Source organism: Saccharicrinis aurantiacus, assembly GCF_001660705.2.
Classification (GTDB): domain Bacteria; phylum Bacteroidota; class Bacteroidia; order Bacteroidales; family Marinilabiliaceae; genus Saccharicrinis; species Saccharicrinis aurantiacus.
Genome location: NZ_LYBV02000026.1, coordinates 211557 through 226168 on the forward strand (window position 1 = coordinate 211557; position 14612 = coordinate 226168).

The following is a 14612-nucleotide window of genomic DNA, read 5'->3' on the forward strand; positions in this document are numbered from 1 at the left end:
TACTGAGGGACCTACAGATCCCTCAATAATAGAATTATTTATTCGGTAGGACGTACTTCGTATTCTTTAATACTAAAGTCATCAAAATACATTGTGGCCTTACCTGGATTTGTATCGTGGTTCGCCATACGCCAATCTAACCGACGGATTGAATTTGCTGAATCCCAATAATATGGTTCTCCATTGCCTTTGTCCTTTATCCAACTAAATTTAGCCCATTCATCGAGTACTTTATTAGAATCGTGCCAAGTACCTCCAGGTCCATTAGGGTTAAACCAAAACATATTATGATGAAAGTTGTTTGATTCGCTCTCGCGGTAGTACATGTAGGTTATTTCATAGTATTTACCTTCTTCAAATGCTAAATCTGATGGACTACTAAAAAGAGCCCACGTTTTAGCTTCGGAACCTGATTGTACTTTTAATGAGTAGTTACCACTTGCTTTTCGTTCGCTGGATATTTCTATTGATCCTTCATTAGCACTGCCTAGTACCCAATTGTCGCCAAGCGTTCCACTTTCAAAGCCATATATATCTTTGTCGGCAGTTAAATCAACAATATGCATTCGTACATTTTGGTCGGTAAAATCACCTAAAGTACGTTCATCTATCGATTTTATAGTTCTGCCTGACCATGATACTGTTATTTCATCAGTGTTGTAAATAGGTTCCGTAAGTGTTAGATCTATATAGAATTTAACATCCTCATTAACTTTAGCAGAAGCAACGTCAATTACTTTGTTAATTACACCAGCATCCTCATTGTTTATGGTAACAGTAAAGTTCTCTTCTTCATTTTCGAAGGGTGCAACTTCGCCATTTAGCGTAATCTGTATGGTTTCATCTTCCAATTCTTTAGGAGTACCTGAAATCATAAAGGGTGCAGTAGATGGTTTTACATGAACAATTAATGGCAGGTAGGTTAATTTACTAGCAGAGGGTATTTGTTGTCCTTGTGAATTATTCCCATTGCGGTTCACATTTATTGTTGTTTTATAATCGCCAAGTTGAAAGTAGCTAGCATTAATAGTTTGTCCGCTTGAAGATTCTGGAGTTCCCCCTTCAAAATTCCAGTAACGTCCAGTAGGTTCACCTAAAACGGTATTATCTACAAACTGAATGGATTCACCAGCTTCTATTTCTTGCACAGGCCAAGAGGCACTATCATTAATATCAATAGTTGCATCAGCAGTTAAATCTACAATAAGTTGATCGTTATAATAAACTTTTACTGCTGGCTGAATACTATCATATACCTTAATCATAAATGTAGTATCAATAATCCATAGTTTTTTTTCTTCATTAAAAATAGCTGGGAATGTGTCTGTTCCTTGATACTCAACATACTTTGTAAATTCGTTGTATAAACGTATACCTTGATTGCCTGGTTTGGTGAAAAGTAAATGAACGGTTTTGTCTTCACTTACAGTATCTTGCTCACTTTTTGCAAATTTGAAGTAGTCTTCTTCATGACGATCAATCTCTCCTTCTAATTGTATTATACCTGAAGAATCAGCATAGGACCATTGATGGGTTATATACCCTTGTGATAAATCGGCAAATGACATATAATCATTTATGCTTTTCATCTTAATGTATTGGTTGTTTGCATCCTTTGGTAAGAGCCAAACTGCGTCAGCAAAATCTGATAAAATGTCGGTCTCTTTATTGCAGCCTATTATTAAGGTGAATAGGGCGATAACTATTATATTGATATTTTTCATTAGTCTAAATATTAATATTTATAATCTAATCTACGTTAGGGTTGGTTTGAGACTCATCAACAGATATTGGCCAGTAAGCATGTATCTCTTTAATGTAGTTTTGAGCAGCTTGCTCAAAATCGATTAAGGTAGATCCATCGCCTGGGTTAGCGCCACGTTCGAGAGCTGCATATTTAGTTTTACCACCATAGGTATATGCTGCAGTATGATATCTTTCGCGAGATAAAAATTGGAATCTTTCTTTGGCAATACCCCAACGAGTTAAATCGCGTTGACGAATGGCATGTCCTTCTAAGCATAACTCTAGGGGACGTTCAATATACATAAGATGGTCCATTAGCATTGTAGCATCATATGATATCTCATCAAAGGCAGTGTAAGTGGGGTAGTTGTTGGATCGTAGGCCGATTAACTCTAAAGCAGAACGATCGCGAACTAAATTAATATAATCGATTGCTTCACTTGTACCACCATCATTATTTCCTCCTTCAATTAAACACTCAGCATACATTAAGTACACATCAGCTAATCGCATTAAGCGAAAGTTAACACCAGAGCGACGTAATAAATCATTTTCGTTTTCAACAATATCCCAATTTGAGTTTTTACGAAAATAGCCAAACTCCAAATTATTGAATGCTGATGTTTCAATAGGTTTATCACCATAGTAATTTAGATATAAATCATCAACGAAAGCGATTGAATGTGAGGCACGCAAAGAGTAGTTGCGGGTAACTTCAAATCCATCGTCGTTAATTACTTTATTTCGAGGATCTTCTTCACTAATTTTTTCTTCTTTAAAAGCCATTGCTAACCAACAGCTTGGTAGTATAGTTCTGAAGCCTCCGGTGCTTCCTCCTGAGAAACCTTGACCGTATTGGTTATACATCCTCTTATCTGCATTGGTTTCTTCTGTTTTTAAATCAGTATCGTATGATATTTCAAAAATAGACTCTTGATTAAATTCGCCATTCGTTGTCATATTCATACTTACATCAACTAAGTCATAAGGGCCATTTTCTATAATATCTTTAAGATATACTGCTGCCATTTCGTAATCAGCACCATTAGGAATATAAAGATAGCTTTGAGCTAAAGCCATTGCAGCTGCTCCTTTTGAAGCTCGGGCTGCAGCTTGTGGGTCATCTGCTAAACCATCGGAATAATCTGTTCTAACAAAGGGAAGGTTTTCGTATGCATATACTAAATCCTCAGTGAAGAATGCTCTAACGACTTCTTCTTTTTGTAGATTTTGGTAAAAATCTTCTTGTGTTTCGGGCACAAAATCGTACATAATTACTTCTCCTTTGTTAAAAGAGTTGTGAACCCAGAAGTGGAATAGGCCTCTGAAAAATCGAGCTTCACCCATTAGTAGGGTCCATTTTTCTATGTCTTCTTCTGTTTCCATATCTTCTCTAATTCCATTAAGGCCAGCAATTACTTGATTTGAACGGAAAATACCTTTGTAAAGGTTATCCCATTTGTTGCGTAAAGAAGGCATTGTATTGGTGAAATTTTGAGCATATACCATACCGTTGTCACCATTTAAATTTGGGCGTCCAAAGCCGGGCCATCCTAAATCAGACCGAAGTGTTTCTGTGTATACCTCTAAGGTATTTTGGTGACGTAATGAGGCGTACACAGATATCAATCCGCTTTCGCAGTCTTTAAGGTTTTTCCAATACTGGTCAGTAGTATTCTCATTTGGGTTTCCTTGGGTTAAGAAGTCATCGCAGCTTTGTAGTGTAAAAAGAGCGAGTATTGCTACAGCTATGTATTTTATTTTATGCGTCATATCTCTTCTAGTTAAAATTGGGTTGTTAAAAATCTAACTGAACACCGCAGCGGTATTGTGAGGCAATAGGGTAATTACCTTTATCAAGTCCTCTTGTAGCTAATCCATTACCACCAACCTCAGGGTCGTAACCTGAGTAGTTTGTGATTGTTAAAGGATTGTCAGTTGCTATATACACACGAAATTTTCGAATGCCAATATTGTTTAAAGTACTTTTAGGAAGTGTGTATCCTAAAGTAACATTACGCAAACGAACAAATGAACCATCCTCAACCCATATATCTGCCCAATCAGCAGAGTTTTGGTGTGAAGATCCACGGTGAGCAGGTATAGTTGTGTTTGTATTACTTGGTGTCCATTGGTATATCATATCTTGGTGGGTTCGTTCTTGCATGGCATATAAACGAGAACCATTTATGATATCGTTACCTACAGATGCATACCACTGCATAGAAATATCAAAATTTTTATAGGATGCATTCATATTTAGGCCTAATTCAAAATCGGGCATCCCGCTACCACCATATACTTTATCAGCTTCGGTTAGTTTGCCATCACCATCAGTATCAACATACATTAAGTCGCCTAGTTTCGCTGTAGGATCGAGTTGTTGATATTTTGCCAGTTTCTCTTCGGTATTGGCTATGCCATTAGTAGGCATTACAAAGAAAGCACCTGCTTCATAGCCTTCTTTTAATCCGGTAATAACATAGTTGTTATTCACTGCATATCCATTTGAAAATGGATAAATATCAGTGTCGCCACTCATGCGTGTTATGGTATTTTTATTTTTGGTGAATGTACCGTTTACTCCCCAACTAAATTTACCAGATTGACGCCAACCAGCAGCTAACTCTATACCTTTATTTACCATATCTCCAGCATTTAGTATTACACTTTCACCTCTACCTGCTCCTGTTGATGTTGGTAACAGTAGGGAGAATAACATATCGTTTTTATTTGATTGGTATATATCGGCAGTAAATGTTAATCGGTTTTTTAACAAACCCATATCGATACCAATATTACTCTGAATAGTTGTTTCCCATTTTACATCAGGGTTGGCAAACCCGGTTTGGATATAACCAAGCATCATATCATTGCCCATCGGATAATCATATCCGAGGCCTACGGTATTTGTATAACTATAATCTGCAAAATTTTGATTTCCGGTTGTACCTATACTAGCACGTAATTTAAATGAGTTTACTGTTTGGGATATTGACGACCAGAAATTCTCGTCAGCAATATTCCATGCTGCAGATGCCGAAGGGAACATACCCCATCGGTTTTGTTTAGCAAATCGTGAAGAACCATCTCTACGTAAACTTGCACTTAGCATATAGCGTCCTTTGTAATCGTATTGAAAGCGGCCAAGCATTCCAACTAGTGTATTTATTTTATCTTGATCGTAAGGACTGGTACCCGATCCTGCGTTAGGATCTGCAGTACCACCATTAATCACATACACGCCATCAAAGGCAAGATCCATTTTACTGGCCCAAAAGTGTTCGTTGGTATATTTTTCGGTTGAGAATACTCCTAATAATTTAAATTTATGATTATTAATTTTTTTGGTGTATGTTAATGAATTTTCCCATGTCATGGTAGTTTTATTGGTACTCCAATTTTGAATTTTTGAACGAAAATCGGGTCTAATTATTTCATCGCCATTTGCATCAAAAATATTCATTGGCGGATTCACTCGTTTTCTATTGCTATTATAAAAGCTAGCGCCAAACCTACTATTAAAATCAAAGCCTTTAGCAATGTTGTATTTAACATTTAGGTTACCATTGAATTGTTGCCCAGTTTCTACATCTGTTTGCAAAAACTTTTTCATCATGTTACCCATAGTGGTAGCATTTGTTTCGTTAGAACCTTCGCCTACAGTTTGGTCGGGATCAAGGCTTGGTTGAAAGGGTTTGTATTTATAGGCATCGTATAATAAATTACCTGCTTGTCGTTCGCGCTCATCAACTCGCATCCCTAGGCCTAATGTGAAGTTCCATTTTCCTTTTTTTATGTGGGTGTTTGTTCTTAAGTTAAAGCGTTCGTATCCAGAGTTTAATAGAATACCATCCTGATTAAAGTATGACCCAACTAAACTAAAACGTACATCATCTTTACCCCCTGAAATAGAAACACTATGATTTTGAACAATGGCATTGTCATTCTGTACGGTGTTGATAATATTAGTGTTATTGGTGAAATTTGCAGGGTTTTGTTGCAGTGCGGTCCAGATATCATCAGAATGTTTTGAATTATTATTCTGTTGAAATTTGTACTCAGAGTACCAATAATCTTCAAATCCCATTAATGGAATTCCTGAAGTAATTTTTTGAATACCCATGTAGCTATCTACTGATACTTTTACAGTGCCAGCTTCACCCTGCTTAGTGGTAATTAATATAACACCACCAGCACCCCTAGTACCATAAATGGCACATGATGCCGCATCTTTTAATATATCAAGCGTTTCAATTTCGTTATTACTTAGGCGTGGATCTCCTTCTTGTGGAATACCATCAACTACAAAAAGAGGAGCATTAGACCCTTCGATAGAACTAATTCCTCTAATTTGTATGTTAGATCCTTCGCCAGGAGCACCTGAAGCAGCTTGTACATTAACCCCAGCAACTTGTCCTTGCAAAGCAGTACCTAAATCGGCTGTTGCCATTCGCGTAATATCTTCTGATTTAACTTGGGTAACGGCACCCGATATTTCTTTTTTCTTTTGTGTACCATAGCCAATAGCTACTACCTCGTCAAGGCCAATGTATTCAGGTTCGAGAATAATGTCAATGCGCCCGCCCGTTATTACTTTCTCTGAATTTTTCATTCCAACAAAACTAAATACAAGCGTTTTCCCTCTGTTAGCTTTGATATTAAACTTACCGTCAAGATCTGTTATTGTACCATTTGTAGTACCCTTTACAACAACACTTGCACCCGGTATTGGCAAGTTATCTTCAGCACTAATAACAATACCTGTTATAAACGATTGCTGTGCAAATATTGATGTACTCAAGGTACTAAGCAAAAATAAGAGTAGCCATTTTTGCCGTGTTTTAAATAATTGTTTTAGATTTTTGTTCATGTCTTAAAATTGTAATGTTTTACATCTGAATTTTAAGAGCTACGAGAGTTTTGCTTTGTTGAGGTTAATTACAAAGCTTTTTATTGAATTATTAGGTTGAAGGTTGCTTAGTTTGTTAGTCGGCCATTTGTAGTAATTTTGTTTATTATTTATAGTTAGTGTTATAATATATAATTACAGTAGTTACATGTTTTACTATTGACTGGATAATTAATCAGGGTGTTTTTTTTCAATGGAATAACATGCGGATGATTTTTTGGTTTTATTTTTACAATGTTAAACATTTTTTCACATGTCAAATATATAATAACGGATCAGGATATTAAGGTGATAATGAATTAAAATTACGGGTATTTTTATATTAGTTGTATAATATAAGCGGGAAGTAAATATGTATTATAAGAGAGGTGGAGTTTTTATACTTCTGAATTTAAGTGAATTGTGTTTGTTTTGAGGTGAATTTTACACTTTGTGTAATATCCGTTATGGGTAATTTAAATATTGATTAAGCAAGCATATTAATCTTTAAGTTTTATCCTTAAGTAAGTATAAATAAAGCTATGCTTTTAGCCTTGTAATAAAGACTAAAAGAAGTTAATTGAATAAAGTGTATCTAGTAGGTTATCGATGTAAAATCTGCAATTTAATTTGAGTGTTACTTTTATATATATCTATAAAGGAGTATTTTAATGCTGTTAAAGATGATCAATCAAGTTTATAAGTCATGTTAAATTAAGAATATGACTATTGGGATTGTGTAATTTTGCATTTGCGGTATTAATAATAGTTTGACAGTATGATAAAGAAATTGATAAAATCACTATTAAATCATCACTTGTATGATACTATATTAGGTAAAAAGGAGTATGGGAAGTTTGTTGTAATTTCTCGCTCACGTACGGGGTCAAATTTGTTAGTATCTTTTTTAAACAATCATCGCAAAATTCGAGCTTTCGGAGAAAAGTTTGTATATCTGCATAATAGAGATACTAACTCTATCTATAATGAAATTTTCAGAAAGAAATCTACCAAGATAACCGGGTTTAAACTCTTTTACTATCACCCTTTAGATTCAGATGATAGATCTATATGGGAGTTATTAAAGAATGATCAGAGTATTAAAATTATTCACTTGCGCAGGCGAAATGCATTAAGAGCATATCTATCTCAGAAAATTGCTCAGAATACAAAAGTATGGGTAAACTCTGGGGATAATAATGTGGCAACAGATACTAAAAAAGTGCATTTAGATATTGATGAGATGTTTAATGATTTTGAAGATACCAATAATGATATCAATCAAACCAAAAGTACTTTTGATAAGCACCAAATGATTGAAGTGTTTTACGAGGATCTTATTCAGGATAGAATTGAAACAATGAACCGTATTTTTGATTTCTTAAATGTTTCGAGGATTCAAGTTAAAACAACAATGAAGAAACAAAATCCTGAAAAAATTAAGGATCTTGTTATTAATTATGATGCGTTAAAAGAGAGGTTAATTAACTCTGAATATTCATTTATGTTAGAAGAATAATTGACTGCGTATACTAATCATTCGTTTTTTGCTATATCCATATTAAAGTAAAAAACGCACATTTGTAAATAACAATATCTTATTCCGTTATCTCTAGTATTTCAGTATTAATTACTACTTTAATTAAGCTAATATTAGCGTATCGTAACTATCCTACTAAATTTATGCACACCCGGCTTAGCGATTGAAGCGGCATCCTTTGTGAGCCTTCGTTTTGGCGAGCAAAGATATAGTGAAAAGCGCGCCCCTTGGGGAAGCCCCGCTAATAATAACTTTTAATAAAGTTGTGTGTTTATAACTAAACAAGTCTCTTAAAGCTTAATTTTGGAGTCAGATATAAAAAGTATGAGCAATATAGAAATACGTACCATCGATGTGGTGCAATATATACAGCCTTTGCGAGAAGGAGGTTCGATGCCAGCCATTGTTATGGCCGATGATGGTTTTCAGTATGTGCTGAAATTTAGAGGGGCAGGACATGGAAAAAAGATGTTAGTATCGGAGTTGATTGGTGGAGAGTTGGCACGTGCTATGGGACTTAAAGTACCTGAATTAGTGTTTATGAATTTAGTGGATACCTTTAGTAAAACGGAACCTGATGAGGAGATTCAGGATTTATTAAAGTTTAGTGAGGGCCTTAATTTAGGTTTGCACTTTTTATCGGGTGCTATCACTTATGATCCCTTGGTTTCTATAGCTGATTCGATGAGTGCCTCGAAGGTGGTGTTGCTAGATAGTATGATTAGTAATATTGACCGAACGGCAAAAAATACCAACCTGCTGAACTGGCATAAAGAATTGTGGCTGATTGATCAGGGGGCAAGCTTTTATTTTCATCATAATTGGGAAACATGGAAGAGTCATCTCGATCGTACTTTTCCTTTGGTGAAGGATCATGTGCTTTTAGAGCGTGCTGAGCATTTAGAAGAGGCTGTTAAAGAGATTAAGCAAGTGGTTACAATTGATAAGATTACTGAAATAGTGAATACAATACCAGAGGAGTGGCTTACCGATGAGTCGGAACCGCTTAATGCCAGCGAAATGCGTGCGGCTTATATTCAATTTTTAACTACCCGATTATCAAAAATAGATATATTGGCAAAAGAGGCTGAAGATGCAAAATAGAGTGACTTTTGAATATGCCATTATTAGGGTGGTACCCAAGGTGGAGCGCGAAGAGTTTTTTAACGTTGGTGTGTTGGTATTCTCGAAACGTAAAAAGTTTTTGGGGATTAAATATTTAGTGAATGAGCAAAAGCTCAATTGCTTTGCTTGCGATTTAGATTTAGATACCATTAACAGCTACCTGCAAGCATGGGAGAAGGTTTGTAAGGGCGAAGCTAATACGGGCCGTATTTGCGATATGGAATTATCAGATAGGTTCCGTTGGTTGGCAGCAACACGAAGCACGGTTTTGCAGACCTCAAAAACACATCCGGGTTTAAGCGATAATCCGGCAGAGGATTTAGAGCGCTTGTTTACCGAGTTTGTTTTATAAATAACATTAATCCAATTATACAATCATGAATTTAAAGTTTCCCCTATTAGTGGCATTGATGATGTTTTGCATTGAAGCAATACATGCCCAAAACGTATTAAGTCCGGCAGATTTATTGAGCCTAAAGGCCAGTAGAACTGTGCAAATGCATCCTGATGGTAATCAGCTGATTTATGCGGTTTATACACCACGTACAGCCAATGAAAAACCAGGCGGTTCGCACGGAAAATATATGTTGGCCAATTTAAAAACAAGAGAATCTAAAGCCTTGTTTGCCGATTCGCTTAAAGCCTATTCTCCTTTATGGAATGCAGCAGGTGATGCCTTGGCATTTAAAATGGTGGTTGAAGGTAAGGTTCAGGTATTTGTTTCTGTTGGCGATGATTTTAATCCAATTCAGGTTACCAATGCTATTAATGGCGTTAATACTTACGCTTGGAATCCTGATGGAAAAAGCTTTGTGTACACTTCAACTTCCCTCACTACGGATAAAGAGAAAGAATTGAGAAAACGCGGTTATGGTTTTATATTTTATGAGGAAAATCTTAAAAACGATAATCTGTTTAAGGCTGATTTTGACGCAGATTACAAACTAATTAAAGAAACGCAGCTAAGTAAAGATGTAAATGTATGGGATTTTTCTTTTGATAAAGCAGGTAAGCAGTTGGCTTATACTGCTACGGAATTAAAGTTAATTGATCAGAAATATATGTTTCGTAAAATTCACATTTACAATTTAGAAACACAAAAACTTACTCAAGTAATTGATAATGTGGGTAAATTGGGTAATTACGATTTTAGCCCGAATGGCGAGCAGCTTTGTTATACAGGTGCATTTAATATTAACGACCATGGAGTGAGTACGCTTTATACGGTTAATGTTGATGATGGAAATATTACCAATGTAACACCAGAAAAATACAAAGGACATATTGCCTGGGCCAATTGGAAATCGGACAAGGAGTTGATTTATTTAGCGCACGAAGGTGTGTATCCTAAATTATTCTCTTATAAGCCTAAAGGCGATAAGCGCACATTATTATTAGACGCAAAAGAGGCTGGTGCTATTTTTAGTACGCCAGTGTATTCTTCCGATTTTAAAGCGATGGCATTTACCGGAAATACACCTTCGGATATGTCGAATATTTATACTTGGGATGGGAAGGGAAAGCCAAGCATATTGAGTAACATAAATCCAGAGTTGGCATCTAAAACATTGGGCGAACAAGAGATTGTTAGTTTCGAAGCTCGCGATGGTTTAAACATTGAAGGTTTATTAATTAAACCCGTTAATTATAAAGAGGGAGAAAAATATCCGTTGGTGCTTTATGTACATGGCGGACCAGAATCGCATCATTCTAATGGATGGCTATCACGTTATTCAACACCCGGTCAGGTAATGGCAGGTAAAGGATACCTAGTAGCCTATATTAATTATAGAGCAAGTACCGGTTATGGTGTTGATTTCGGAATGGAAGGATTTGGAGAGCCTGCAGGCAAGGAGTTTGATGATTTAGCTGATGCGATTGATTACTTGGTTAAAGAAAAAGGTGCCGATAGAGATAGAGTAGGTATGGCAGGTGGTTCATACGGAGGTTATGCCTCGGCTTGGTTTGCCACGTATTATACTGAGTATGTAAAGGCAGTAGCCATGTTTGTGGGTATTTCAAACATTATTAGTAAAAAGGGAACTACCGATATTGCCTACGAAGAATTATATGTTCACAGCGGAAAACAGCTTGAGGAGCAATGGGAAATGAACTTGAAGCGAAGCCCAATATATCATGCCCATAAAAGTAAAACGGCTACTTTAATTTACGGAGGTGCTGTTGACCCTCGTATTGATCCAGGCCAAAGTAAAGAGTTGTACCGCCGTATGAAAATGAATGGGCATCCTGCTGTGCGCTTGGTGCAATACCCCGGCGAAGGGCACGGTAATAGAAAACAAGTGGGACAAATTGATGTATTATACCGCCAGATTGATTGGTTAGATTGGTACGTGAAAGATTTGAAACCATTGGATGGCCCAATGCCAAACCTAGATATTAGCGATAAGTATGGCTTAGATTGGGCGTTTTAATGTTGAATGGAAAGTGCAGTAGGTGAAATAATTACGCCTACTATTTAAATAGTATTCTTAATCTCTAGATATAATAATTGATGAAAGAAATAGATAAATCAAAACCAGTTTTAGTAACAGGAGCCAATGGTTACGTGGCCAGTTGGTTGGTGAAAATGTTACTTAATGAAGGAATTACTGTTCATGCGGCTGTGCGTAACCCAAATAACGAAAGTAAAATTGCTCATTTAAAAGAAGCCGCTAGAGGTGCTGCAGGGAAATTACACTTTTTTAGAGCCGATTTATTACAAGATGGCTCATACCAAGAAGCTATGGAGGGTTGCGAGTTGGTTTATCATACGGCTTCGCCTTTTACAATGGATATTAAAGATCCTGTAAAGGAATTAATTGAACCCGCAGAAAAAGGAACGGCTAATGTGCTTTATTCTGCATCAAAGATTAATACTGTAAAAAGGGTAGTTGTTACCAGTAGTGTTGCCGCCATATATACCGATGCAATCGACTCGGTAAATGCACCTAATGGTACGCTTACCGAGGAGATATGGAATAAAACGGCATCGGTAGATTACCAACCTTACTCTTATTCAAAAACATTGGCTGAGCAGAAGGCATGGGAAATAGCTGGTGCACAAACGCAGTGGGATTTGGTTACTTTAAATCCATCTTTAGTATTAGGTCCGGCTCTAAACCCTAAAAATACTACATCAGAAAGTATGAATATATTAAAAATGCTTGGTGGTGGCGAAATGAAAATGGGCGCTCCACGCATGGGTATTGGTGTGGTAGATGTTCGCGATGTTGCCGAGGCACATTTTAAAGCAGGTTATACACCCGAAGCGAAAGGACGTTATATAACCTCAGCTCATAATACTGATTTCCTTGAAATGGGAAAAGTGCTTTTGCCTAAGTATGGCAATGCTTATCCACTGCCTAAGCGAGCAATGCCAAAATGGTTATTGTTGTTAATAGGGCCATTAGCAAATAAACTATTTACACGTAAGTGGATACGAAATAATGTTGATGTTCCTTTTAATGCAGATAACTCTAAAATAAAGAAAGAGTTGGGAATTGTTTTTCGTCCGTTTAAAGAAATGATGGAAGAATCGTTTCAGGTAGCTATCGATGAGGGGATACTTAAGTCGAAATAGTTTATTCTATATGCATATAAAACAAAAGGATGCTTCTTAATCATGAAGCATCCTTTGTTATTTATAATAGCTAGCTATATTCAGCTTAGAATATAAAACTCCTAAAAGTCTAAACTAGTGTAAAGCACAAAACTATTGGCTGGTATTTGAATAGTAATTTGTTTGTTGGCTTTAATATTGGTTTCAATTGCTTTTGGGAAACCATCTTCATCAAGGCTTCTTTCTCCATCGATATATAAAAAGCGTTGGAAAGTTGTATTGTTTGGAATAGCTATACTAAAAGTTTGTTCTGTTTCAGACGTGTTTACAAGCGCTATTGAAAGATCATCGCCAGAAATACCAGCAGTTAATCGTACGCCATCAATATCTAACTCTTCTGTTTTTAATATTGAACTACCTACAGGAAAATAACGACACATTAAAGACCAAGTATAAAACCAAGGGCGCATTTCCTCTTCTTGTGGATTGTTGCAAAGTTCAGTTCCTAAGCTATTCCACATTCCCCAGCGCTTTAATTTATTTTTGTCGCCAAGGTCGCCATCGGTATGCATTGCATCATCAAGTGCCCAAGCAGCCGTTCCAGAGTAACCTATGTTCATGGCTTGTATAGCAGCATCTGCCATATCAATACCGTAGCTATAGTCAAATATGTCCATCTGGCTGTCGATACCTGCATGTGGATCTTGTTCAATGCGTGCTTTGTTTTCTGGTTTTCCTGTGTGGCAACCTAATTCACCAAATATGATTTGCTTTCCTTTTTCGAGTGGATATTTCGCAGCGCGACTATTAAATTTAGCGAATTCTCCATTCTGTAACGATTCAGTACTGGTGTAATCATGTACCTCATAAATACCCATGTCAGCATCTAACTGTTTGGCACATTCATCAACCCACTCAATACCGGTGTACTCAGAGTCAGGATTGTCGTGAAGTGTAACAGCATCTGGGCCAGCTACAGATACATACTCAGCTAATCCGGTCTCTCGAATTTTGCTCGCCAACAATTGAGCACCCTCGCTCCACTCTTTAAAATTACCATTGGTGCTGGCCCACGTTCCATTGGGCTCGTTTACCAAGTTGTAATATTTAATACAGGTATAGCCTTTGTCAATAATAAAGTATTGTAATGATTCAATAATAATATCAATCCATTTAGGATCGTTAGCACCACTGAACTTATCCCCTAAATTTTCTGCAACATCATGCACATGAAAAGGCGTTCCCCATTCACCTAATAATACCGTCATGTTGTTTTTCTGAGCATAGCTTAAAATCTTTTCTAGAGCTTCAACTTCTGGGGTGTCAAAATTTACAATAGGATTGTTTGCTTTATCAAAGCCAACTAAATAACGCCAGTTTGCCTGATAAACAACCCTTAGTAATTTAGGCTGCATATAATCTAAGCGCTCGTAATTCATTTGCCACTTATCTTCAGTCATTAGCTTGCCCCAATCCGAGTTTTCGGTAGAGGCATGTGGGTAGGCATCCCATTGTACGCCATTGCCTATAAAGTTGTTTGATATTTCGTTATTAGGGTTAATGGTTATAATAGCTTCGTTTTTAGGTGAACAAGCATATTGCGAGAGTAAACAGGTGAGAAGGCTTAGTAATTGTATGATTCTCATAACACTGAAATTTATTTGTTTGTAGTAATTTATTCCTACAAAAATAGATAGCCTGTAAGATTGTTCTAGTGATATGGAGTTCAATATTGGTGATAAGATGAAAGT

General features: G+C 36.5%; 9 protein-coding genes. 5 read left to right on the plus strand and 4 right to left on the minus strand.

Features of this window, described 5'->3' with window-relative positions; translation table 11 throughout:
- Positions 1-38 precede the first annotated feature (38 nt).
- From A8B35_RS11065 to A8B35_RS11075, 3 genes are read right to left on the minus strand one after another with little or no spacing between them, the layout of a single operon-like run.
- Complete coding sequence (locus A8B35_RS11065; protein ID WP_068472872.1) at positions 39-1724, minus strand: PKD domain-containing protein; 1686 nt, start codon at positions 1722-1724, stop codon at positions 39-41.
- A 25-nt stretch (positions 1725-1749) separates the two neighbouring features.
- A complete protein-coding gene (locus A8B35_RS11070) occupies positions 1750-3519 on the minus strand; it encodes a RagB/SusD family nutrient uptake outer membrane protein (RefSeq protein ID WP_068472874.1) in 1770 nt (589 codons plus the stop codon).
- A gap of 25 nt (positions 3520-3544) precedes the next feature.
- The gene (locus A8B35_RS11075) at positions 3545-6619 is read right to left on the minus strand and encodes a SusC/RagA family TonB-linked outer membrane protein (RefSeq protein ID WP_068472876.1); all 3075 of its coding nucleotides are present in this window, start codon (positions 6617-6619) and stop codon (positions 3545-3547) included.
- Positions 6620-7415: 796 nt separating this feature from the next.
- Between A8B35_RS11075 and A8B35_RS11080 the strand changes: the two genes are divergently transcribed.
- The 5 genes from A8B35_RS11080 to A8B35_RS11100 all read left to right on the plus strand — a co-directional run bounded on the left by A8B35_RS11080 (position 7416) and on the right by A8B35_RS11100 (position 12882).
- Positions 7416-8156 (plus strand): sulfotransferase, encoded by a 741-nt coding sequence (locus A8B35_RS11080; protein ID WP_068472878.1) that lies wholly within the window; start codon positions 7416-7418, stop codon positions 8154-8156.
- Between the two features lie 345 nt (positions 8157-8501).
- Positions 8502-9281, plus strand: a complete 780-nt coding sequence (locus tag A8B35_RS11085; protein ID WP_068472880.1) for a HipA family kinase — start codon at positions 8502-8504, stop codon at positions 9279-9281.
- Positions 9271-9654: a DUF3037 domain-containing protein gene (locus A8B35_RS11090; RefSeq protein ID WP_068472882.1), complete on the plus strand. Its 384-nt coding sequence runs from the start codon at positions 9271-9273 to the stop codon at positions 9652-9654. Before A8B35_RS11085 ends, A8B35_RS11090 begins: the two co-directional genes overlap by 11 nt.
- A 25-nt stretch (positions 9655-9679) precedes the next feature.
- Positions 9680-11734 (plus strand): S9 family peptidase, encoded by a 2055-nt coding sequence (locus A8B35_RS11095; RefSeq protein ID WP_068472884.1) that lies wholly within the window; start codon positions 9680-9682, stop codon positions 11732-11734.
- An 80-nt stretch (positions 11735-11814) separates the two neighbouring features.
- Positions 11815-12882, plus strand: a complete 1068-nt coding sequence (locus tag A8B35_RS11100; protein WP_068472886.1) for an NAD-dependent epimerase/dehydratase family protein — start codon at positions 11815-11817, stop codon at positions 12880-12882.
- A 101-nt stretch (positions 12883-12983) separates the two neighbouring features.
- Here the strand turns inward: A8B35_RS11100 and A8B35_RS11105 are convergent, their stop codons facing one another.
- Positions 12984-14507 carry a cellulase family glycosylhydrolase gene (locus A8B35_RS11105; protein WP_068472888.1) on the minus strand — a complete coding sequence of 508 codons (1524 nt, stop codon included), beginning with the start codon at positions 14505-14507 and terminating at the stop codon, positions 12984-12986.
- Between the last annotated feature and the right edge of the window lie 105 nt (positions 14508-14612).

Excerpts from the sequence above, each read along its gene's own strand:
- A8B35_RS11065 (WP_068472872.1), bottom strand. The coding sequence starts at position 1,724 with ATGAAAAATATCAATATAATAGTTATCGCCCTATTCACCTTAATAATA.
- A8B35_RS11070 (WP_068472874.1), bottom strand. The coding sequence starts at position 3,519 with ATGACGCATAAAATAAAATACATAGCTGTAGCAATACTCGCTCTTTTT.
- A8B35_RS11075 (WP_068472876.1), bottom strand. The coding sequence starts at position 6,619 with ATGAACAAAAATCTAAAACAATTATTTAAAACACGGCAAAAATGGCTA.
- A8B35_RS11080 (WP_068472878.1), top strand. The coding sequence starts at position 7,416 with ATGATAAAGAAATTGATAAAATCACTATTAAATCATCACTTGTATGAT.
- A8B35_RS11085 (WP_068472880.1), top strand. The coding sequence starts at position 8,502 with ATGAGCAATATAGAAATACGTACCATCGATGTGGTGCAATATATACAG.
- A8B35_RS11090 (WP_068472882.1), top strand. The coding sequence starts at position 9,271 with ATGCAAAATAGAGTGACTTTTGAATATGCCATTATTAGGGTGGTACCC.
- A8B35_RS11095 (WP_068472884.1), top strand. The coding sequence starts at position 9,680 with ATGAATTTAAAGTTTCCCCTATTAGTGGCATTGATGATGTTTTGCATT.
- A8B35_RS11100 (WP_068472886.1), top strand. The coding sequence starts at position 11,815 with ATGAAAGAAATAGATAAATCAAAACCAGTTTTAGTAACAGGAGCCAAT.
- A8B35_RS11105 (WP_068472888.1), bottom strand. The coding sequence starts at position 14,507 with ATGAGAATCATACAATTACTAAGCCTTCTCACCTGTTTACTCTCGCAA.